Here is a 21920-nt window from a genome sequence, read left to right as displayed (position 1 = left end):
GTTTCGAGGCTCCTCGCTGCGCTCGTCGCACCTCAACCAGCGGCGACGGGCTGTCTCGTCGTACTGAACTCGTAGTCGTCGATGGGGAACCGCACCGCCTCGCGGTGCGCGCTGAGCGTCGACGTCGGGCGCAGCAGCACCGCCTCGCCGTGCTGGTTGAAGTAGTAGCTGCGCGCGGTCGCGCAGCTGCCGGCGTTGAAGACCGAGTTGCCGAGCAGGCCGGTCATCCGGTCGAGGAACTCCTGGTTGGCCTTCTCGGTCACCTCGAACACGTCCGCGTCCTTCTCGTGCAGGGCGGTGAACAGTCGCTCCATGTGGGCCATCTGGGTCTCGATGGTCGTGAAGTAGGACAGGCCTGAGTAGGAGTACGGACTGTTGAGCGACAGGAAGTTCGGGAACTTCGGGACGGTGATGCCCTCGTAGGCGCAGAACCGGTTGTCCCGCCACCACCTGCCGAGGTCGCGGCCTTCGCGGCCGATCACCTGGATCGCCGGGAAGTTCTCGTCCCACAGGTTGAAGCCGGTGGCCAGGACCAGTACGTCGAGGTCCGCTCGCCGGCCGTCGGCGGTGATGATCCCGGTCTCGTCGACGTGGTCGATCGTGGTGGTCTCGAGGTCGACGTGCGGCTTGGTGAACGTCGGGTAGTAGCTGTTGGAGAACGTCGGCCGCTTGCAGCCGAAGTCGTAGTCGGGCGTCAGCTTGGCCCGGAGCTCGGGGTCCTTGATCTGGCGCTTGAGGTGCCGCTCGCAGGCCGCCTTGCCGATGGCGTTGGCCCACGGCATGTTCTTGTAGTGCAGCACGCCGGCGACCATCATCACCTCGAGGATCGAGGTCCCGGCCAGGCGGGCGGCCTTCTGGGTGAGCGGGACCTTGGCGAAGGCGGAGCGCACCGGTCCGGGCACGTTGCCGTCCATCTTGGGGCTGACGTAGATGGGCGTGCGTTGGTAGACGGTCAGGTGGCCGGCCACCTTCGCGAGCTTCGGGATCAGCTGGACGGCGGTCGCACCGGTGCCGATGATGCCGATCCGCTTGCCCTCGAGCTCGACGTCGTCGTCCCAGCGGGTCGTGTGGATGACCTCGCCGGCGAACTCGTCGATGCCGGCGATGTCGGGCATCCGCGGCTGGGAGAGGAACCCGGTCGCCGTCAGCAGGTAGCGGCCCCGCTCCGTGCTGCCGTCCGCGAGGGTGACCTCCCAGACGGATGCGTCCTCGTCCCACCGGGCGCCCTCGACGACGATGCCGAAGCGCATGTGCTTGCGGACGTCGTACTTGTCGGCGACGTGGGTCGCGTAGGCCTTGAGCTCCGGTCCGGGCGCGAACAGCCGTGACCAGTGCGGGTTCGGCTCGAAGGAGTAGGAGTACGTAGCCGACGGGATGTCGACCGCCAGACCGGGGTAGCGGTTGACGTGCCAGGTGCCGCCGAGGTCGTCCTCGCGCTCGAGGATGAGCAGGTCGTCGTAACCCATCCGGCGCAGCTGGATGGCCGCTCCCATGCCGCCGAACCCGGCGCCGACGATCACCGCGTCGTGAACGTGAGTCATGGGGCGAGCGTAGGACGTTCTGCCGTCGGCCGGATCCGACCGTGGTCGCAAGTTCACGTCGATGCCGTGATCGGCCGAACCGATCGCCGGATGTGACGCGGCGCGCTGGCCTCGGCATTGAAAGTCTATAAAGTCAGTCGAGTTAAACCTATAAAGCCCAGAGACCCAGGAGACCGCCCATGAGCGTCCAGACCTACCCCGCCACCGATGTCGTCAGGCCGGGGACATCCGCCTTCACCGCGCTGCTCGAGCGGATCGCCGCCGGTGCCGAGGAACGCGAGCGCGAGCGGATCGCGCCGTACGAGGTCATCGGCTGGATCAAGGAGGCCGGCCTGGGTCGGCTCCGGGTGCCGATCGCGGAGGGCGGCGCCGGGCTGAGCGTGCGTGAGTTCTTCGCCGTGCTCATCGACCTCGCCGAGGCCGACTCCAACGCGGCGCACATCCTGCGCACCCACTACTGGTTCGTCGAGCAGCAGCTGCAGACCGCCGACCCGGAGGCGCGGGCGCGGGGGATCGCGCTCCTCAACGCCAACAAGATCGTGGGCAACGCCTTCAGCGAGCAGAGCAAGCGGCCGGTCGGCCTCTCGTTCGAGACCGCGCTGACGCCCGAGCCCGACGGCGGTTACCGGCTCAACGGCACGAAGTTCTACTCCACCGGCAGCATCTACTCCGACTACACCCAGGTGTGGGCGGCCGCGCCGGACAACCGGATCGCCGGCGTCGTGATCCCGGTCGACCGCACCGGGGTGTCCATCCTCGACGACTGGGACGGCTTCGGTCAGCGGCTGACCGGCACCGGTACGACGCAGCTCGACGACGTCCGCGTCGAGCCGGACGAGTTCTTCGACCTCGGCGACCCGGACGGTGAGCAGCCGCCGGGCTACCAGGGTGCGTTCCTCCAGCTCTACCTGCAGGCGGTCACCGCGGGGGTGCTGCGGAGCGTGCGGAACGACGCCGCGGCGCTGGTCTTCCGGCGGGCGCGGAGCTTCAGCCACGCCAACAACCCGCAGTCGCCGGCGCACGACCCGCAGGTGCTGCAGGTGGTCGGCGAGATCGCCGCCGACGCGTTCGCTGCGGAGGCGATCGTGCTGAGGGCCGCAGAGCTCATCCAGGTCGCGACCGACTCGGTCGTCGACGGCGTACCGACTGCCGACGCCGCGGAAGCAGCCCAGTTCGCGGCGGCCGAGGCGAAGGTCGCGATCGACCGGTTCTCCTACGCCACCGCGGCCAGGCTCTTCGACGTCGGCGGAGCCTCGGCGACGCAGTCCGTCTACAACCTCGACCGGCACTGGCGGAACGTGCGGACGATCTCCACGCACAACCCCACCTTCCTCAAGGCGTCGGCGATCGGCGACAACATCGTCAACGGCACCGCGTTCCCCGCGAACGCCTACTTCTGATCGGGGTCTGCTGATGTCTGCGGTCGGACTGCTCTTCGTCGGCGCGGTGCTGTTCGTCAACGGCCTGCTCTTCCTCGGGAGGGTGGACCCCAAGAGCGCCGGGGTCTTCAACCTGTTCGTCGGTGCTCTCCAGACGGCGATCCCGTTCTGGCTGGTCAGCCACGCGACCACCCCGGACGAGATCCTCGGCGCGGCCGGGATCTTCCTGTTCGGGTTCACCTACCTCTACGTCGGCATCGGCAACCTCAAGGGGTACGACGCCAGCGGGCTCGGCTGGTACTCCCTCTGGGTAGCGGTCGTCGCCACCGGCTTCGGGATCACCAACATCGTCCGCTTCGACGACACCCCGACCGGGCTGCTGTGGCTGCAGTGGGCGGTGCTGTGGACGGTGTTCTGGGTGGTGCTCGCGCTCGGTGCCACCCGGCTGACGGCCGCCGCCGGGTCGCTCACCCTGATCCAATCGTTCACCACCTGCACCGTGCCCGGCTTCGTGATCCTGCTGGGGGAGTGGGATCGAGTGACGACCAGGCACATCCTGGCCACGATCGTCGCCTCGGCCGCCGTCTTCGTCGCGGTCGCACTGCGCAAGCCCGTCCCCGCGCCCGCCGTGCCGGCGACCCCGGCCGAGGTGCGGATGCCCGTGTCGGCCTGACCTACGGGCCGATCACCGCGGGGCCGCGTGATCGGGCGCGCGCAGCAGCCGCTCGCACTCCTCGATCAGCCGCCGACGCAGTGGCGCACCGCGCTCGGCGAACAACCGCTGGGCGGCGACGTACTCGGCCTTGCCCTCCGGCGTCTCGATGCGCACGGGCGCGAAGCCGAGGTCGGCGAGGTCGTACGGCGCAGCCCGCATGTCCATCACCCGGATGTCCCACGCCAGCTCGAAGCAGTCGGCGACGAGGTCCGACGACACCATCGGCGACAGCCGGAACGCGTGCTTGTAGAGGTCCATGCCGGCGTGAAGGCAGGCCGGCTGCTCGTACGATGGCCGGTCGTCGCGCCCGGGGGAGAGGGTGTTGAGCGGGCGGGCCGGCGTGGTGAAGAACCGGTAGGCGTCGAAGTGCGAGCAGGCGATCCGGTGCTCCTCGACGACGGCGTCGGTGCCGGTCGCGCCGAGGCGGAGCGGCCAGTCCGCGTGCCGGGTCTCGTCCTCGGCCAGCCGGTAGACCATCGCCCACTCGTGCAGCCCGAAGCAGCCGAAGTTGCCGGTGCGGCCGGCGGTCGCCGTCAGCAGCCGGTGCAGCGAGCGGATGAGAGGCACTCGCTCGGCGACGTAGTCGGCGGTCACCGCTGGGTCCTGTCCGAACCCCGGCGTCCAGCGCCGCAGCTGCGACGGCCGGAACGAGTAGTAGGTGAACAGGAAGTCGAAGACGGGGTGCTTCACGCCCGCGGCGCGGCGTTCCAGGTGCGGCGCCAGGAAGCGGTCGACGCGAGCGGCGTGCGCGTCGGCGCGCGCGTCCCACTCCTCCTGCGTCAGCACCTGCTCCACCACCGTGTCCACGACGGACAAGCCTAGAAGGCCGCTGTCAAGCCGCTCGTTCCCAGGGATGAAACGTTGAGCAAGGCTGAGCGTGACCGCAGGAAATCAGGTGTGGCGACCCCCGTCCTGTGGTTGTCTCCTCCACGGTGCCCGACTCGGTGGCGGGCCGGCCGAGTCCCGTCACCCCTGGAGATCCCACCGATGAACCCCCCAGCCGCCGTACTGTCGCGCCACCGCGCGGCCGTCGCCCTCGGCATCGTCACCGCCCTCGCCGGCACCCTGCTGGCGCTCACCCCCACCCCGGCGGAGGCCGTCGGCCGGCCCGACCTCCGCGTCGCCCGAGCGACCGTCGACAAGACCGCCGTCGTCGAAGGCGGCAAGGTCACCGTCACTCACGTCGTCCACAACCGTGGCAGCCGCAGGGCGGGCGAGTCCCGGACGCGCGTCTACCTCACGACCAACGTCCCCGCGAGCCTCGAGGAGCGGCGCCGGAGCCGTACCAACCCGCGGACCGCACTGACCGACCTCCGCCTCGTCGGCAGGGCGACCGTACGGGCCATCGCCCCCGGAGCCCGGCGCTCGATCGGCGCGACCGCCTTCACCGTCCCGGCCGGCATCCCGGCGGGTGACTACCGGGTCCTGGTCTGCGCAGACGACTACGGCACGGTCCGCGAGTCGGAGGAGGCCAACAACTGCACCGCCGCGGCGACACGTCTGAAGGTCACCGAGGCGCCTGGCAGCGACGATCTCGTGGTCCAGACGTTCGCCGACACCTACCGGTGGCCGGCCAACGAGAACTCGTCCCTCCAGTTCGTCAAGATCTTCTGCACCGCCAGCTACCCGGTGAAGCGGTTCACCCTGGCTGCCGCGGTGACCAGCGTGCGGCAGTTCCTCGAGCAGAAGGCTCCCGGAGGGCTCGCCCAGCTGAGGTCATCGGGCCAGGCCAGCACCCCCGAGAAGGCCCAGGAGCTGGCGGCCACGGCGCTCACAGCCGGTTCGCCCGGCCTCGCCCTCGCCGCCCTGCTGGAGGCCCACCGACTCCAGCCCGGGCGGGGCACCCATCTGGTCAACGCCGCCGCGCTGGCCACCTCGGTCAGCCTGCCCAACGAGGCGATCGCGTTCCTCGACGCGGCGATCGGTCGTGACTTCCTGCGACCGGCGCTCGGCATCCCGCACGAGGCGACAGCCGCCGTCATTCGCGGTCAGGCGCTCGTGATGACCGGTCGGTACGACGCTGCGCAGAGGCTCTTCGCCAGCGCCAAGCAGCTCGCTCCGCTGCTCTCCGAGGCCGACGCCGGGCTGGCCACGGTCGCCGCCTGCAAGGGCCAGGACGCGATCGCCAAGCGCTACATCCGCCGCACCCGGCAGCGCTCGGACGAGGAGGTCCCGAAGACCCCGCCGACGGAGGACCCGGTCCGCCCCGACCCCGAGATCGACTACACCCGCGGAGAGGCGGTGCCGCTGCGGCAGCTGCCGATCGCCGAGACGCCGAGCCAGGCCGTCGACATGCACGACGTGTACGACGGCATCGCGGCCGCCTTCCAGGGCGAGATCACGGACAACAACGCGGAGTACGACGAGCTCACCGAGCATCTGCGGCAGACCGACGAGCTGCGCACCCGTGCCGAGATCGAACGACGCGACTCGCTGATCAGCCTGCTCTACTCGACAGGCGACCTGGCCGAGGTCGTCGCTGCGCGGGACGCGTTCGAAGACAAGATCGACGTGCTGGTCGAGCACCGTGAGGAGTTCTGGGGCGGCGGCACCGGCGAGGTCGAGTACACCTACGGCGAGCTGAACGATGACGCACGCGACGCATGCGTGGGCTCCAGCGTGCCGAACTGCTTCGAGATCGAGATCAACAAGACCTGCCGCCCTGCGCTCGTCCGGGAGCACAGCGAGTGGCGGGTGCTGATCGCGCAGGCCCAGAACCTGGCCAACCACCTGTTCGAGGTCGAGTCGAAGCTGATGACCGGCATCGCGGCCAACCTGATCGACGAGGCTGCGCACCAGTTGGTGCTGAACCACATCGACTCGCAGGAGCGGGCCCTGTACGCCGGGCTGGTGCAGCAGGCCCAGCAGTGGACGCACAGCGTGCAGCTCCACCGGGACCACTGTGTCGAGCCGCTTCCCGAGGAGATCCTCAACCCGCCGGCTGACCCCGACGTCGAGTCGCCCGGTAAGTGCGAGGGCGCCCTCAAGGCGATGAACCTGCGGGCGAACCTGGGACCGACCACCGTCAAGATCAGCTGCGAGCGGATCGAGCAGGGCTTCTCGGTGAACGTCCTCCCGCTGCTCGACGTCTTCGTCGACGTGAAGTTCGACTTCCGCACCGGGAACGTGTCGGTCTGGGCCGGCTCGAAGGGCGGCGGGACCGTCGGCGGTGTCGAGGCGGGCTTCAAGTCCGGCATCTACATCAAGGTCGACCAGCAGGGTGAGCTCGTCGACACCGGTTGGCGGGTCGGCCCGAGCGTGAGCGTCGGAGCCGGTGCCGCCGAGTTCAGCGCCTGGGAGAACGAGATCGACCTGTCCTTCACCTCGAGCCTGACCCCGGGGTACTGACGACGCGACGCACCCGGTGGGCCGGATAGGCTCGCCGGGTGCGTATCGCGAGATTCACCACCGGCGACGAGCCGGCGTACGGCGTCGTCACCGGCGACCTGGACCAGTTCGGACAGCCGGCCGAGGACGCGGTGGTCGTGGAGCTGGCCGGCGACCCGATGTACGTCGGTCTCCGGCTCCTCGAGAAGGAGCACCGGCTGGCCGACGTCAAGCTGCTCGCGCCGGTCCTGCCGCGCAGCAAGGTCGTGGGCGTCGGCAAGAACTACGCGAAGCACGCGGCCGAGATGGGCGGTGACCAGCCGGCCGAGCCGCTGCTCTTCCTCAAGCCCAACACCAGCGTGATCGGGCCGAACGACGCCATCCTCTATCCCCAGCAGACCTCGCACCTGAGCTATGAGGGCGAGGTCGCCGTCGTCATCGGACGGATCTGCCGCGACGTGCCGCCGGAGCAGGCCACCGACGTCATCTTCGGCTACACGATCGCCAACGACGTGACGGCGCGGGACCTGCAGAAGACCGACAACCAGTGGGCGCGAGCGAAGGGCATGGACACGTTCTGCCCCCTCGGGCCCTGGATCGAGAACGACCTGGACCCCCAGGCGTTCATCGACGGCAGACGGGTGCAGACCTTCCTCAACGGCGACGTCGTCCAGGACGGCACGACCGCCGACATGACGTGGGACATCCCCCACCTGATCGCCTACATCTCGGCGGCGATGACGCTGCTGCCGGGCGACGTCATCCTCACCGGCACCCCCGAGGGTGTCGGCCCGATGCACCCCGGCGACGAGGTGGAGGTATTCGTGGAAGGACTCGGAGCACTGACGAACAGGGTGAACAAGCGATGAGCAACGTCAGGGTGCGGATGGCACCGTCTCCGACCGGCAGCCCGCACGTGGGCTTGGTCCGCACTGCCCTCTTCAACTGGGCGTTCGCGCGGCACCACGGCGGCACCTTCGTGTTCCGCATCGAGGACACCGACACCGCGCGCAACACCGAGGAGTCCTACACCTCGATCATCGAGCTGATGCGCTGGCTCGGGCTCGACTGGGACGAGGGCCCCGAGGTCGGCGGGCCGCATGCGCCGTACCGCCAGAGCGAGCGGAGCGAGCTCTACGCCGACGCGCTCGGCAGGCTGCGCGCGTCGTCGTACACCTATGACTGCTACTGCAGGAACGAGGAGGTCGACGCCCGGCGCAAGGCGTCCGGCTCCAAGGTGATGGGGTACGACGGCTTCTGCCGCGAGCTGACCGACGAGCAGGTGGCCGCGTTCGAGGCGGACGGGCGGCGGCCCGTGGTCCGGTTCCGGATGCCCGACGGCACCATCACCTGGGACGACCTGGTGCGGGGCGAGATCAGCTTCGAGAGCCAGTTCGTGCCCGACTACGCGCTGTGCCGCGCCAACGGCGAGCCGCTCTACACGCTGGTCAACCCGGTCGACGACGCGCTGATGGAGATCACCCACGTGCTGCGCGGCGAGGACCTGCTGTCGTCGACGCCGCGCCAGATCGCGCTCTACGACGCCCTCATCGACCTCGGGATCACCGACTCCACGCCACGCTTCGGCCACCTGCCGTACGTCATGGGCGAGGGCAACAAGAAGCTGTCGAAGCGCGACCCGGAGGCACACGCACTGGCCTACCGGGACGGCGGCTTCCTGCCGGAAGGGCTGCTCAACTACCTCGCCCTGCTCGGGTGGTCGATCGCGGCCGACCGCGACGTCTTCTCGCTCGCGGAGATGGTCGAGGCGTTCGACATCGGCGACGTCAACCCCAACCCGGCCCGCTTCGACCTCAAGAAGGCCGAGGCGATCAACGCCGCGCAGCTGCGGCTGCTGTCGGTCGAGGAGATCACCCACCGCGCGCTGCCGTTCCTCAAGGCCGACGGCGTCGTGGGCGACCCGGTGCACGACGCCGACGCGCAGCTGCTCGAGCTGGCGATGCCGCTGGTCGCGGAGCGGATCAACAAGCTGACCGAGGCGTCGGCGATGCTCGGCTTCCTCTTCGTCGACGAGGCGAGCTTCACCGTCGACGCGGCCGACGCCGAGAAGCTGCTGGACGACGCCGGCAAGGGCGTGGTGAAGGCGGCGTACGACGCGCTGGACGATCTCCATCCCTGGTCCACCGACGCGATCCAGAGCGCCTTGCAGGCGGCGCTGGTCGACGGCCTCGGCCTCAAGCCGCGGCTGGCGTTCGGAGCCGTGCGGGTCGCCGTGACCGGTCGCCGGATCTCGCCGCCGCTGTTCGAGTCGATGGAGCTGCTCGGTCGCGACCGCAGCCTCGGGCGCCTGCAGCGTGCCCTCGCCTGACCGCACGGCCGCCGGCGGCGCGCCGGCCCCGCCCCGCCAAGACCTGCGCTACCACCAGCTGCACCGGCTCGGCCGGTTCGGCGCGGTCCGCGCACTGCTCGGCACGCTGGGGATGGTCGTCGCGCTGCTGGTCGTGGTGCCGCTGCTGCTCACCGGCGGCTACAACAGCGCGGGCGAGCCGTACGGCGAGCTCAGCATCGACCCTCTGACGCCGGTCGGGCTGGTGATGGTGTGCCTGAGCCTGGCGGCCGCCGTACCGATCGTGATCGCGACGACGCGGCTCGCGCACGACCTCCCCGGCGGCTGGATCATGTCCGTCGTCGGGCGACTCCGCTGGCGGTGGCTGGTCACGTGCCTGGGCCTCGCCACGCTCGCGCTGCTGGGTTCGGTGCTGCTGGCGCTGGTGCTCCCCGAGCACGGCGGCGCCTCGGTCGAGGGCTCGGTCAACGAGGTCACCGACCGCACGATCGCGTTCGCGCTGATCGTGCTGCTGCTGATCCCGCTGCAGGCGGCGGGGGAGGAGTACGCCTTCCGCGGCTACCTGACGCAGGCCGTCGGAGGCGTGGTGTCGGGTCGCGTCGGTACGGCGGTCGCGGTCGTGGTACCTGCGCTGCTGTTCGCGCTCGCGCACGGCGTCCAGGACCCGCCCGTCTTCATCGATCGGTTCCTGTTCGGTCTGGTCGCCGGGACGCTGGTGATCCTGACCGGCGGGCTCGAGGCCGGCATCGCGATGCACCTGCTCAACAACTGGGTGTTCTTCGGCCTGGCCCTCGCCTTCGGCGACATCAGCGAGGCGCTCGCGCCGGTCGCCGGCACCTGGTGGCTGCTGCCGGGCACCCTCGTGCAGTCCTTGGGCTACCTCGCGCTGGTGGCCTGGGTGGCCCGTCGGCGCTCCCTCGAGACCACGACGGACAGCGTCGTGGCGGTGGGCGTTTTGGAAGGGAAACGACCCCGCGTGTAAGGTTTCTCGTCGGCTCCCGGACTCCTGGAAGTGTGGAATTCTGGGGAGCCGAACAGCAGCACAACAGTGGTCTATGGTGTAATTGGCAGCACGACTGGTTCTGGTCCAGTTAGTCTAGGTTCGAGTCCTAGTAGACCAGCGAGAACAGCCGCAAGCGCAGGCAGAAGGGCCGATTTGGCCCTGAATGCAGGCGCTCGCTAAAGTTCTCTTTCGTTGCGAGGCCGCAAGGCCGGACAACATGTTGCCCCCGTCGTCTAGCGGCCTAGGACGTCGCCCTCTCACGGCGGTAACGCCGGTTCAAATCCGGTCGGGGGTACGAACGAAGGGCCCTGGCCCAGCGCAAGCTGGGTCAGGGCCCTTCGGTCTTGTCTCGTCTGCTCAGTGGTCGTGCTGGTGCCCGGAGTCGGGTGGCACGGTGTCCGGGTCGCGTCTCATCCACGCGGGAGGCGGTGAGGCTCCCCTCAGGTCGTCGGTCTCGTAGAGCGCGAGCATCAGGATGCCCATGATGCGCTGCAGCGGCTGCGACGTGTCGTAGATGCTGCTGATCTCGAGCTGCTGCCCTCTGCGCACGGCGCCGAGGCTGTCCCAGCTGCAGGTCGACATGTCGGTGACCTGGCCCTCGAACGCGCCGGAGGTGCCGTACGCCGCCTCCGACGTGCACATCCGCCGGCCGGTCGCGGCGTTGCGGAGGACGATACCGACGCCGCCCGCGTGCACGTGGCCGCCGGCCGCGACCACGCGACCGGTGAACTTCGAGGGCCAGCCCCAGGTCTCGGTCGAGCGACCGGACGGGACGTCGTACTCGGACAGGCCGCAGTTGGCGACGTCGAGCCAGATCGGGACCACCGGCTTCATGCCGGGCCGGGACGCCGGCACGTGGTAGATGTCGGCCTCGAGATAGACCGTCTTGAACCGGTTGCTGTGGTTCATGATCTCGGCGATGTAGGCCAGGGGCGCGCCGGAGGTCTGGAACCCGTAGCCCCGCGGCAGGGAGATCGGCGTGCGCTCGTTGCCCGCGGCGAAGATGCGGCGGCCGAGGAGGCCGACACCGTTGAACCGCTCGCAGGTGGGGTCGTTGCGGCCGGTGTCCATCAGCACCGTGTGGTGCAGCATCGCCCCGTTGCCGAGGTCGGCCGGGCTGCCGTCGCCGTACACCAGCCGCGGCTCGATGCCGGTGATGTAGCAGTTGCGGCACGGCTGGCTCGGGATGATGCCGGGGCGGTTGAGGTGCGCCTCGCCGCCCATCCTGCTGGGCGGAAGCAGGAACGGTCCGACGCGCATCGTCGTCTTCTCACCCCAGAACTCGGGGTCGGGGAAGTCGTCGGGGACGGCGTGGTTGTCGTGGTCGCCGTGCTGGTCGCCGTGGTTGTCGCCGTGGTCCCCGTGACTGTCGCCGTGGTTGTCGTTATCGCCGTTGTGGTCGCTGTGGTTCCCGGTGTGACCGGTCCCGTCGTCGTGATCGTGGTTCCCGGTGCCGTGGTCGCCCGCCGCATCTCCGTGGCCGGTCCCGTCGCCGTGCCCGTGGCCCGTCCCGTCCCCGTGCTGGTGACGCGCGCCGCCACCGGGCTCGTGACCGTGCTGGTGGTCGCGTCCCGCCTTGTGTCCGTGGCGGTCTTCGGCGTGGTGGCCCTTGTCCCCGTGCGCGTGGGCTTCCGCCCCGTGCACGTGGCCGGGGCCGGCGAGCGCGGCCGAGCCGGTCACCGCCAGGACGGCGGCGGCGGTCACCGCCACGGCGCGACGCCCGGCCGGGAGCGCGACCGCAGCGGCGCTCGCAGGAAGCAGTACGGCGAGGCCGGCGGCACCGACCGCGGTGCCCTCGAGGAGGGTGGCCACGACGTCGCGGACGCCGAGCGGCTCGGCATGTTCGGCTCCGGGGACGAACGGGAGGCCGGTGGTGCGCGAGAGCACCCAGGTGCCGATGACCGCTGCGTTGCCGGCGATGCCGGCCAGCAGGATCGGCCGGCTCGGCGCGACCAGCAGCGCGGCAGCCCAGCCGATCTGGGCGAGCGCGGTCGCCACGAAGAACACGGCCATCAGGGCATGTGACCGGTGCGCGTCGACCGCGAGGAAGTGGATGGCGCCGGCGCCGGCAGCGGCCAGGGCGGCCACCAGGACGACGAGGCGGAACAGTCCGAGAGCGCTTCGTTCGGCTTGCGTCATGGTGAGACCCCAGGAGTGACGAACACGGTTGTTCGTCACACTAGGATGAGGGGCATGGCGGCGCAAGAGGCAGAACCGCTCTCCCAGCTCCCGCGTGGGCCGCACCGCCTCGGCCGCGACGTCGTACGGGCATCGCAGCGACGCCGGTTGCTCGACGCGATGACGGCCGAGGTCGCCGACCGCGGGTACGCGGCCACGTCGGTGCAGCACGTCCTGCGCGCGGCCGGGATCTCGAGGAGCACCTTCTACGAGCTGTTCCCCGACAAGTCCGCCTGCTTCCTCGCCGCGCTCGACCTCGGCATCACCCGGATCGCCCACGAGATCGAGGCTGCGGTCGCCGCCGAGACCGAGAACGACGCGCGGCGGATGGCCGGCTTCCGCGCCCTGTGCCAGGGGCTGGCCGACGACCCCGCCTTCGCGCGGACATCGCTGATCCGCGCTCCCGAGGCCGGCGACGTCGCGCACGCGCACCAGCAGGTCATCCGCGACGGCGCGGTCATGATGATCCGCGACATGGTACGGACCGGCCGACGAGGAAACGCTGGGCCGTGCGAGGTGAGCGAATCGGCCGTGCGTGCCCTCGTCGGCGGCATCGAGACCCTCCTGGCACACCACGTGGAAACGCGCGGCGCGAGGTCGCTGCCCGAGCTGGCGGAGACCCTGGGCGCTGTCACTTCCGCCCTGCTGGAGGCGGACGTTCCCGACGTGGGCGGCGCGTAGACGGCGCCTACTGAGGGATCGATCCCGGATGAACGTCGCGGCTCCCGCGGCGGGGTCAGGCGCGACGATCGGGCGCTGTGCCGGAGAGGCAACCATGAAGCGAGCCGTCGCCGTCCTCGTCGTGATCGCCGCAGCCGCGGCGCCCGGCCCGCTGGGGCGGAGTGATGCCGTCGGCGACAGCAGTCAACGGGTCCCCACCTTCCATCCGATCGCGTGCCCCGACGGGGTCTTCCCCGACGATCGGGTCGTCGACTGCGGCTACGTCGTCGTGCCGGAGGATCGCCGGGAGCCGAATGGCCGGCTGATCCGGGTGGCCGCTGCGGTCGTGCACGCGACGTCGCCCGATCCCGGGGAGCCCATCGTGTTCCTCGGCGGCGGTCCCAGCTTCGGCGCGATCTCCGACTTCGCCCTGGGCGGCTACTTCGCAGACTGGGCGACGGCAGAGGAGCACGACCTGGTGCTCGTCGACACGCGGGGCACGGGGATCTCGCGTCCGCGGCTCGGGTGCCGCGAGCTGGACCGGGCCGAGGTGCGGGCGTTCTACGCAGGGAGGTTCGTGAACTCCGAGGCGCTGCGGATCTTCGGTCATGCGCTTGATCGCTGCTGGGAGCGGTACACCGAGCGCGGCATCGACCTCGCCGACTACAACACCCACCAGAGCGCGGCCGACCTCGAGGCACTGCGCCGGGCGCTGGGCTACGACCAGTGGAACCTGCTGGCGGTCTCGGCCGACGGCACCCTCGGATTGACCTACATGCGCCGGTTCCCCGGCGGCATCCGGAGCGCCATCATCGACTCCGGCATGGCTCCGAACGCCCTGTGGGGCCTCGACTACCACGTCGGCACCGTGCGCATCCTCAACCGGGTGTTCGCGGGTTGCCGCGCCAACGCGGCGTGCCGGTCGACGTACCCGGGGCTCCGGCGGCTGTTCGAGCGCAAGTCGCGGCAGCTCAAGCGCGACCCCGTCGTCGTCACGATCCCGCGGATGCGGCCGGAACCGGTCAGGCTGCTGGTCGACGAAGCCGGCATCTACAGCGATGCCATCTCGCTCATCTACCCCGGCGACCAGTTCTCCCCCTCGCAGATCCCCGGCGTCCTCGCGTTCGCGTGGAAGGTCGCCCACGGACACCTGAAACGGCCCTATCGACGCCTCCTCGGCACCGGGCCGATGGAGAACTCGCACAGCCAGGACTTCTTGGCCGGCGGGAAGACGATGTCGTACGTCTGCCGTGACAACGTCAGGTTCATCACCTGGGAGGACCGTCGGGAGGCCGCCGACGCTGCGCCGCCGTTCGCACGCCGCTTCCTGCGGCGTGGCTTCGACCTCGCCGCGGGCAACAACGACCCCCGATCGCCCGCCGGGTGTCGTCACTGGCCGGTCGGCCGGGCGGGTCATCGCCAGCATGAGCTCGTTGTGAGCGCGATCCCGACACTGGTGCTGGCCAACCGCTACGACCTGGCTGTCCCGCCGCGGATGGTGAGACCGATGCTGCCCGGCCTGTCGCGGTCGACGTACGTCGTGCTGCCCGCCGCCTTCCACCTCTCGCTGGCTTTCTTCACCAACGGCAATGAGTGCGCGCGCGAGATCGCGACGGACTTCCTCGTGAGCCCGGAGACGGCGCCCGACACGTCTTGCGTCGACAGCCTGCCGCGGCTCGACTACACCCCGCGACGCACGACCTCCCCTCTCGCACCGGGATGCTCCGATCGTTACGGACCGGCTACCGGGTCGAGGGTCATCGGGATCCCGTGCCGGGACCGCAACGTGCTCTGGGCCCTGACCCGTACCTGGTGACCCTTCGCCAGTCGCGGGCGGAACTCCTGGCTGAGCCGGCGTACGACGAGCTCGAGCTCGAGCCGTGCGAGCGGCCGCCGATGCACATCCGCTGTCCGGCCGCGAAGGGGTAGTAGGCGTGGCGGTGCGTAGGCGGTCCGTTGCGCCAGCGCTGGGGATCGAAGCGCTCCGGGTCGTCCCAGAGCTCGGGGCGGCGGTGGGTCATCCAGGGCACCAGGAGAACGCTGGCGCCCGCGGGCAGCACGTGGTCACCGAACCGGTCCTCCTCGTAGCTGCTGCGGAGCACCTCCCAGAACGGCGGATAGAGCCGCAGGACCTCGTCGACGACGCAGCGGGTGAACGATCCGTCGGTGTCCGCCCGGACCCGGTCGGCGACGTCCGGGTGCCGGTCGAGCTCGTACCAGGTCCAGGCCAAGGTGTGGGCGGTCGCCTCGTAGCCGCCGAAGAGGAGCGTGATGATCTCGTCGCGCAGCAGCCTCGGGCTCATCGCGCCATCGCTGGCCGCGGCGACGAGCAGCTCGAGCACGTCATCGCGCGGCTCGGTCCGGTCCGCCACGATCCTGCCCACGATCCGGTCGGCGTGGAAGCCCGGCTGCATGATGCGCCGCTGCCGGTGCCAGCTCTCGCCGTCGTTCAGGACCAGGCCATCGCCGAAGAGGAAGTCGGCGCGCCGGAAGAGGCGACCCTTCCAGTAGTTCGCGTTGTTGCTGACGAGGACCCGCTCGACGTGGTCGGGATGGGTCAGCAGGAAGACCTCGCCCCAGATGACCGGCAGGCGCACGACGTCGCCGTACCGCTGCTGCGCGCGGAGGCAGGTACCGAGTGGGTCGCGGGCAAGGTGGGCAGCATTCCCAGGACCGGAGCGCCGCGCGGGCCGGGCACCGACGACATGTCCGCATTCTGGCAGCGTCGAAGTGGTCCTGTGGATCGTTCGCGAGGACGATGCCGAATCGTGTGTGGTCGTGGAAATCTCGGGGTAGACATGACCCATCCGGGTCCCACCAGGGCCCGGATCTCTCGGGTCTGACCACCGTCACCCCACCAGAAGTGAGAGCACACCGATGCGCAGTGATCTGTTCGCCCAGGAGAACCACGAGGTCGAGGGCCCGGGCAACTTCGTCAAGCAGAACTCGAAGATGATGAAGGTCGAGCTCTCCCAGGGCAGCGTCAAGGCGCTCCAGGGGTCGATGGTCGCCTACCAGGGCGACGTCCGGTTCGATGCCCAGGGCGCCGGCGGCGTCGGCAAGTGGATCAAGCAGAAGGTGACCGGCGAGGGCCTGCCGATCATGCGGATGCACGGCACCGGCGAGATCTTCCTCGCCAAGCTGGGCATGGACGTCCACGTCATCGACCTCGAGAACGACTCCATCTCGGTCAACGGCGCCAACATCCTGGCCTACTCCGAGTCGCTCCAGGACAACATCCAGCTGGTCCGCGGCGCGGGGATGCTGTCGGGCGGTCTCTTCAACACCACCCTGACCGGCACCGGCCAGGTCGCGCTCGTGACCGACGGCCCGCCGCTGCTGCTTCAGACCCACGAGGCGGCGACGTTCGTCGACCCCGACGCCGCGGTGTGCTGGTCGGCCGGCCTCCAGATCCAGCTCAAGACCGACATCGGCATGAAGGCGCTGATCGGGCGGACGTCGGGCGAGGAGTTCCAGCTCGGCTTCCACGGCCAGGGCTTCGTGATCGTCCAGCCGAGCGAGAACATGCGCTTCGGTGGGGCGCAGGACGCCGGCCAGCAGGTCCAGCAGCAGAGCCCGCTCGGCGGTCTCGGCAACCTGTTGCGCTGATAGGACGGCGCGAGCGCGTCGCTCCTTCGTCACGCCGCGCTGCCGCGCGCGCAGTCGACGTAGGTGCCATGACGGGCTGCTGGGCGGCTCACCGGCCGGCATCGCGAAAGCCGGACCGGGCTGCGGCTCCGGTCGCTCGTGCCTCGCTCTCTCCGCCTCGCCGGGCCGGTTTTCGCGACTGGCCGGCGCTGCGCAATCACGGCGTGGTGCCGCCTCCCCGGCGGCGCCACGCCCTAGCGTCGAAGCACCATGGGGATCCTGCAGCACGCGGGCACGGCGCCGCGCCTGCGTGTGACGAGCGACGACGCCAGCGTCGAGTACGACGAGGCGGCCAGCGTCGGTGCGCTCCGAATGGTGCGCGCGGAGGGTGGCTGGACCCTGGTCGACGCAGGCGTCGAGGGTGGCGTCTATCGCGACGGCTGCCGGGTCGGCCAGCTCGCGCTGCGCACCGGCCGGTCAGTGCGGCTGGCGGCAGGAGCCCCGGACGGGCCGACTCTGCTGTTCGAGGCGATCCCGCCGCCCACCCCGGCGGTCGAGCGGCACGAGTCCCGGCACGGCGTACTCATCCTCGGGCGCGGCGCCGGCAACACCGTCGTCCTCGACGACCCCCTGGTCTCGCGCCACCACGCGGTCGTCGACCTCACCACGCCGCCGGTGCTGCGCGACCTCGGCTCGTTCAACGGCACGTTCGTCAACGGGGAGCGGGTCACGTCGATCCCGCTGCGCAACGGCGACCAGGTCGTCGTCGGCGCGCAGACGCTGGTGTGGGACGGCCGGCGGCTGGCCCCGCCGCAGCGGACCGTACGGCGGATGCTCGTGGCTGACGGCCTCAGCACGGTCACGCCCGAGCACGTGCGCCTGCTCGACGGGGTCTCGCTCGAGCTCGCGTCCGGCACGCTCACCGCGGTCATCGGCCCGTCCGGCGCCGGGAAGTCGACGCTGCTCAACGCGCTGACCGGCCTCGTGCCGGCGGGTCGCGGCCGGGTGCTGTGGAACGGGCACGACCTCTACCGCCACTACGAGGAGCTGCGCTTCCAGATCGGTCTGGTGCCGCAGGAGGAGATCCTGCACCCGCAGCTGACGGTCCGCGAGGGGCTGCGCTACGCCGCGCGGCTCCGGCTGCCGCCCGACACGACCCGCGCCGAGCAGGAGCGGCGCGTCGACCAGGTCCTCGACCGGCTGGGGCTGACCGGCCAGCGGGACCTGAGGATCGGGCGCCAGCTGTCGGGCGGGCAGCGGAAGCGGGTCTCGATCGCGACCGAGCTGCTGACGGCGCCGCCCTTGCTGTTCCTCGACGAGCCGACGTCCGGCCTGGACCCCGGCCTCGACCGCTCGGTGATGGAGCAGCTGCGCGACCTCGCGGACGACGACCGGGTGGTCGTGGTCGTCACCCACTCGGTGCTGGCGCTCGATCTCTGCGACCAGGTCGTCGTGCTCGGCAAGGGCGGTCGTGCGCGGTACGTCGGACCGCCCGCCGCGCTCCTCGACCACTTCGGGTGCGACGACTACCCCGCGCTGTTCCAGCAGCTCGACAAGGCCGCGCCGCGGCCGAGGCCTGCCGGAATCACGGACAGCGGGACGATCCCGGCGGTGCCGCGCGCCGTCGTACCCCCGCAGCGACCGTCGCGGTGGCGGCAGCTCGGCACCCTCATCGCCCGGGACGTCGCCGTGGCCCGGGCCGACCGGACCTTGATGACGATGCTCGTGCTGCTGCCGCTCGCGCTGGCCGGCCTGAGCCGGATCGTCCAGGGTGGCGCCGGCCTGTCCCTCCGGGCCGCCCGCGAGGGCCGGGTCTTCGACGGCTCCGAGGTCGGCCAGCGGCTCACGATCCTGGTCGTCGCGGCCGCGCTGATGGGCGTGGCGATGACGATCCGCGAGCTGGTGAAGGAACGCGCGATCCTGCGCCGGGAGTACGCCGTCGGCCTGTCGCCGGGGCCCTACCTGCTGAGCAAGGTCGTCGTCCTCGGCGGCGCATGCTTCGTCCAGGGCATCGCCCTCACGTGGCTGGCGACCGTCGGCCTCCCCGGACCGGACCGCGGCGGCGTGCACGGCTGGGGCTGGTGGGAGATCGCCCTCCCGGTGGCCGCGCTGGCGACCACGATGGCCGTCGTAGGACTCGCGGCGTCCGCGCTGATCCGCAGTGCCGACCACGCGATGCCGGTCCTGGTGGCGCTGGTGATGGCGCAGCTGGTGCTCTCCGGTGCCATCGTCGGCATCGCCGGCCGGCCGGTGCTCGAGCAGGTCGCCTGGCTGGCGCCGTCGCGCTGGGCCTACGCGGCGTCGGCCGCCAGCGTCCACCTCGGGCGGACCCAACGGGGCGTCGAGGACGCCGTCCGCGACCCGCTGCAGGCGTACGACGCGGGCAGTGGAACCACCACCTCGCCGTGATCGTGCTGATCGGGGTGGTCGCGGCGGCGGCCGGGGTCGTCGCCGTACGACGCAGCGCGCGGAGCGTGCGCGGCTGAGACCTCGCCTGAGATCGGGCTAGGCCGTGCTCCTCGGCTTCGGCGTGGTCGCCTTCCGGGCCGGAGCCTTCGCCGTGGTCGGCTTCTTGGCGGGCGCCTTGCTGGGTGCCTTGGTGGGCGTCTTGGTCGCGGCCGCGACCTCTGCCTTGGCCGTCACCCGGGAGGCGCGCGTCTTCGGGGGAGTGGGATCGGTGCCGACGACGGCGAAGACCGGTGCGGTGACCCGCTCCAGGGCGGTGACGGCGTCCGCGTGCCGTTCGGCGAGCTTGGCGACGACGTTCGCGAGCTCAGACTGGGCCTCCGCGAGGGTCGCCACGGTCTCGGCCAGCTCGCGCTGGCGCACGATGAAGTCCTGGAGCGGCTGCGCGGTGGCGCCGGCCAGCCCGGTGATCGCGCCGGCCATGTTGGCGACGGCGCCGGCCAGGTCGCCGACCTGCCGCACGAGCTCGTCGGGCTGGGTGACTCCGGTGACGGCGGCGTTCGTGACCGTGCGGAACGTGTCGCCCGCCAGCTTGAGGGCGATCTGCTGAGACCTGATCAGCAGGTCGATCGGGTTCTCCACCATGCGCACAGGGTGGCAGATGCGCGCGCCGATGGGCGGGACATCGCCGGGACGGACAACTCGGCGTGCCCGCGGAGGAACTCGGGACCTTGCCCGACGGCCATGTCCGATTTCCGCGAGAACATGTCGGCGGCGCCGTACAGAATGGAGCCATGACGACCACCACTGCAGGGATCCCGGGGCTCGACACGGAGTCCTGCTACTCCGCGGTGAAATCGCGCGATCGCCGGTTCGACGGGGTGTTCTACATCGCGGTGCGGACCACCGGCATCTACTGCCGGCCGTCCTGCCCGGCCCGGACGCCGGCTCTGCAGAACGTCAGCTTCCACCGCAGCGCAGCTGCGGCCCAGGCGGCCGGCTACCGGGCCTGCAAGCGATGCCTGCCGGACGCGACGCCGGGCAGTCCGGACTGGGACGTCGCCGCGACCGTCGCCGGCCGCGCGATGCGACTCATCGCCGACGGTGTGGTCGACCGCGAGGGGGTCGACGGCCTGGCCCACCGGCTCGGCTACACCGCGCGTCACCTGTCGCGGGTGCTGACCGCCGAGCTCGGGGCCGGACCGCTCGCGCTCGCCCGAGCGCAGCGCGCGCAGACCGCCCGGGTGCTGGTCGAGACCACCGACCTGAGCTTCGCCGACGTGGCGTTCGCTTCCGGGTTCGCCAGTGTCCGCCAGTTCAACGACACCGTGCGGGAGGTCTACGCCGCATCGCCCACCCAGCTGCGAGGTCGGCGGGGCGGAGCGCGTACGCCGGGGGCGATCGAGCTCCGCCTGGCGGTGCGGACGCCGTTCGCCGGGTCCGCGCTGCTGCGCTTCCTCGCCGCCCGCGCCGTGGAAGGCGTGGAGGTGGCGGGCGACGGGTGGTACGCCCGGACCCTCGACCTTCCCCACGGCCCGGGCACGGTCCGGCTCGAGCTCACCGATGTGCTCGACCCCGGCCAGACCGCCCTCGTGCCCGCGCGGTTCGTGCTGCACGACCTGCGTGACACCGCAGCGGCGGTCGCCCGGGTCCGTCGGCTGCTCGACGGCGACTGCGACCCGATCGCCGTCGCCGACCACTTCGCCGGCGATCCGGTGATCGGGCGGCTGATCCGGCTCCGGCCGGGGCTGCGGGTGCCCGGCCACGTCTCCGGCGACGAGATCGCCGTGCGCGCGGTGCTCGGCCAGCAGGTGAGCGTCGCCGGTGCCCGCACGGTCGCCGGCCGGCTCGTCGCGTCCCACGGGCGCCCGTTCGAGACCGACATCCCCGGCCTGACGCACCTCTTCCCCGACGCCGCGACGGTCGCGGCGCTCGACCCCGAGCAGCTGCCGATGCCGCGGGCGCGCGGCCGCGCTCTGACCGGCCTGGCCGCAGCCCTGGCCGCCGGCGACGTCGCGCTCGACCGCGGCCCGGACCGCGACGACGTACGCCGGGCGCTGGTGGCGATCCCCGGCATCGGACCCTGGACCGCCGACTACATCGCGCTCCGCGCGCTGGGCCACCCCGACATCTACCTGCCGACCGACATCGGCGTGCGCAACGCGCTGGCCGGACTCGGCCTCACCGACGCCGACCCGACGACCTGGGCGCCCTGGCGCTCCTATGCCCTGCTACACCTGTGGACCTCACTGGAGGAGAAGTCATGACCTGGACCGTGATCGACTCACCGATCGGCGAGCTGCGACTCGTGGCACGCGGAGGCGCGCTGACCCAGATCGAGTTCACGCCGTTCCGCGACGCCGACGGTCGGCCTAAGGGCGACCGTGTCGACGACGACCCGCTGCTCGTCGAGGCGGCCCGGCAGCTGCGCGACTACTTCGCCGGCGACCTCAAGGACTTCGACCTCCCGCTGGCCCCCGTCGGCAGCGCCTGGCAGCAGTCGGTCTGGGACCAGCTGACGAAGATCGGCTACGGCGAGACAGCGTCGTACGGCGAGGTCGCCGCGCGCCTCGGCAAGTCCAACGCCGCCTCCCGCGCCGTCGGCCTCGCCAACGGCGCCAACCCGATCCCGATCGTCATCCCGTGCCACCGGGTGATCGGCGCCAACGGCACCCTCACCGGCTACGCCGGCGGGATCGAGCGGAAGCAGACCCTGCTGTCGCTCGAGCAGGACGCCTTGTTCTGACCGCGCGAAGTGTCGATGTTGGTCGTGCGAGGGGTGACACCTCGAGGGGCCAACCCTGACACTTCGAGG

17 protein-coding genes and 2 tRNA genes are annotated in these 21920 nt (G+C 70.9%); 14 read left to right on the top strand and 5 right to left on the bottom strand.

Annotation, left to right across the window (positions count from 1 at the left end; all coding sequences use genetic code 11):
• Positions 1 to 32: 32 nt before the first annotated feature.
• Positions 33 to 1541 (bottom strand): flavin-containing monooxygenase, encoded by a 1509-nt coding sequence (locus tag D0Z08_RS06435; RefSeq protein ID WP_118923829.1) that lies wholly within the window; start codon positions 1539 to 1541, stop codon positions 33 to 35.
• A gap of 179 nt (positions 1542 to 1720) precedes the next feature.
• On the opposite strand from D0Z08_RS06435, the gene D0Z08_RS06430 reads away from it, so the two are divergent.
• Positions 1721 to 2941, top strand: a complete 1221-nt coding sequence (locus D0Z08_RS06430) for an acyl-CoA dehydrogenase family protein (RefSeq protein ID WP_118923827.1) — start codon at positions 1721 to 1723, stop codon at positions 2939 to 2941.
• A gap of 13 nt (positions 2942 to 2954) precedes the next feature.
• The gene (locus tag D0Z08_RS06425; RefSeq protein WP_118923825.1) at positions 2955 to 3593 is read left to right on the top strand and encodes an AmiS/UreI family transporter; all 639 of its coding nucleotides are present in this window, start codon (positions 2955 to 2957) and stop codon (positions 3591 to 3593) included.
• A 12-nt stretch (positions 3594 to 3605) separates the two neighbouring features.
• Here D0Z08_RS06425 and D0Z08_RS06420 read toward each other — a convergent pair whose 3' ends face one another.
• Positions 3606 to 4442 (bottom strand): 3-methyladenine DNA glycosylase, encoded by an 837-nt coding sequence (locus D0Z08_RS06420; protein ID WP_118923823.1) that lies wholly within the window; start codon positions 4440 to 4442, stop codon positions 3606 to 3608.
• A 180-nt stretch (positions 4443 to 4622) separates the two neighbouring features.
• On the opposite strand from D0Z08_RS06420, the gene D0Z08_RS06415 reads away from it, so the two are divergent.
• The 6 genes from D0Z08_RS06415 (at position 4623) to D0Z08_RS06390 (ending at position 10568) form a co-directional block, all read left to right on the top strand.
• Positions 4623 to 6983 carry a CARDB domain-containing protein gene (locus D0Z08_RS06415; RefSeq protein WP_118923821.1) on the top strand — a complete coding sequence of 787 codons (2361 nt, stop codon included), beginning with the start codon at positions 4623 to 4625 and terminating at the stop codon, positions 6981 to 6983.
• 38 nt (positions 6984 to 7021) lie between these two features.
• Entirely contained in the window at positions 7022 to 7831 is an 810-nt protein-coding gene (locus D0Z08_RS06410) for a fumarylacetoacetate hydrolase family protein (RefSeq protein ID WP_118923819.1), read from the top strand.
• On the top strand, positions 7828 to 9291 hold the full coding sequence (gene gltX, locus D0Z08_RS06405) for a glutamate--tRNA ligase (protein WP_118923817.1): 1464 nt from the start codon (positions 7828 to 7830) through the stop codon (positions 9289 to 9291). The genes D0Z08_RS06410 and gltX overlap by 4 nt, the downstream gene beginning before the upstream one ends.
• A complete protein-coding gene (locus D0Z08_RS06400; protein ID WP_245993711.1) occupies positions 9278 to 10252 on the top strand; it encodes a CPBP family intramembrane glutamic endopeptidase in 975 nt (324 codons plus the stop codon). The genes gltX and D0Z08_RS06400 overlap by 14 nt, the downstream gene beginning before the upstream one ends.
• A 67-nt stretch (positions 10253 to 10319) precedes the next feature.
• Positions 10320 to 10391: transfer RNA gene (locus D0Z08_RS06395), tRNA-Gln, on the top strand.
• Positions 10392 to 10495: 104 nt separating this feature from the next.
• Positions 10496 to 10568: transfer RNA gene (locus D0Z08_RS06390), tRNA-Glu, on the top strand.
• A gap of 62 nt (positions 10569 to 10630) precedes the next feature.
• Here D0Z08_RS06390 and D0Z08_RS06385 read toward each other — a convergent pair.
• On the bottom strand, positions 10631 to 12412 hold the full coding sequence (locus tag D0Z08_RS06385) for a hypothetical protein (RefSeq protein ID WP_118923815.1): 1782 nt from the start codon (positions 12410 to 12412) through the stop codon (positions 10631 to 10633).
• 54 nt (positions 12413 to 12466) lie between these two features.
• Between D0Z08_RS06385 and D0Z08_RS06380 the strand changes: the two genes are divergently transcribed.
• Together D0Z08_RS06380 and D0Z08_RS06375 are read left to right on the top strand one after the other, a co-directional pair.
• On the top strand, positions 12467 to 13132 hold the full coding sequence (locus D0Z08_RS06380) for a TetR/AcrR family transcriptional regulator (protein ID WP_182481192.1): 666 nt from the start codon (positions 12467 to 12469) through the stop codon (positions 13130 to 13132).
• A 94-nt stretch (positions 13133 to 13226) separates the two neighbouring features.
• Positions 13227 to 14927, top strand: a complete 1701-nt coding sequence (locus tag D0Z08_RS06375; protein ID WP_182481191.1) for an alpha/beta fold hydrolase — start codon at positions 13227 to 13229, stop codon at positions 14925 to 14927.
• On the opposite strand, the gene D0Z08_RS06370 is transcribed toward D0Z08_RS06375, so the two are convergent.
• Complete coding sequence (locus D0Z08_RS06370) at positions 14869 to 15918, bottom strand: cytochrome P450 (RefSeq protein ID WP_118923809.1); 1050 nt, start codon at positions 15916 to 15918, stop codon at positions 14869 to 14871. The two genes, D0Z08_RS06375 and D0Z08_RS06370, sit on opposite strands and share 59 nt — an antisense overlap.
• 70 nt (positions 15919 to 15988) lie before the next feature.
• On the opposite strand from D0Z08_RS06370, the gene D0Z08_RS06365 reads away from it, so the two are divergent.
• Together D0Z08_RS06365 and D0Z08_RS06360 are read left to right on the top strand one after the other, a co-directional pair.
• Complete coding sequence (locus tag D0Z08_RS06365; RefSeq protein WP_118923807.1) at positions 15989 to 16720, top strand: AIM24 family protein; 732 nt, start codon at positions 15989 to 15991, stop codon at positions 16718 to 16720.
• A 249-nt stretch (positions 16721 to 16969) separates the two neighbouring features.
• On the top strand, positions 16970 to 19108 hold the full coding sequence (locus tag D0Z08_RS06360) for an ATP-binding cassette domain-containing protein (RefSeq protein WP_118923805.1): 2139 nt from the start codon (positions 16970 to 16972) through the stop codon (positions 19106 to 19108).
• A gap of 96 nt (positions 19109 to 19204) precedes the next feature.
• Here D0Z08_RS06360 and D0Z08_RS06355 read toward each other — a convergent pair whose 3' ends face one another.
• Positions 19205 to 19750 carry a hypothetical protein gene (locus tag D0Z08_RS06355; protein WP_147381342.1) on the bottom strand — a complete coding sequence of 182 codons (546 nt, stop codon included), beginning with the start codon at positions 19748 to 19750 and terminating at the stop codon, positions 19205 to 19207.
• A gap of 149 nt (positions 19751 to 19899) precedes the next feature.
• Between D0Z08_RS06355 and D0Z08_RS06350 the strand changes: the two genes are divergently transcribed.
• Positions 19900 to 21372 (top strand): AlkA N-terminal domain-containing protein, encoded by a 1473-nt coding sequence (locus D0Z08_RS06350; RefSeq protein ID WP_118923801.1) that lies wholly within the window; start codon positions 19900 to 19902, stop codon positions 21370 to 21372.
• Complete coding sequence (locus tag D0Z08_RS06345; protein WP_118923799.1) at positions 21369 to 21851, top strand: methylated-DNA--[protein]-cysteine S-methyltransferase; 483 nt, start codon at positions 21369 to 21371, stop codon at positions 21849 to 21851. Before D0Z08_RS06350 ends, D0Z08_RS06345 begins: the two co-directional genes overlap by 4 nt.
• Positions 21852 to 21920 lie beyond the last annotated feature (69 nt).

The organism is Nocardioides immobilis (assembly GCF_003515065.1).
GTDB lineage: Bacteria > Actinomycetota > Actinomycetes > Propionibacteriales > Nocardioidaceae > Nocardioides > Nocardioides immobilis.
Note: the sequence above shows the minus strand (reverse complement) of the source record. Positions and strands in the feature narration are given on the sequence as shown.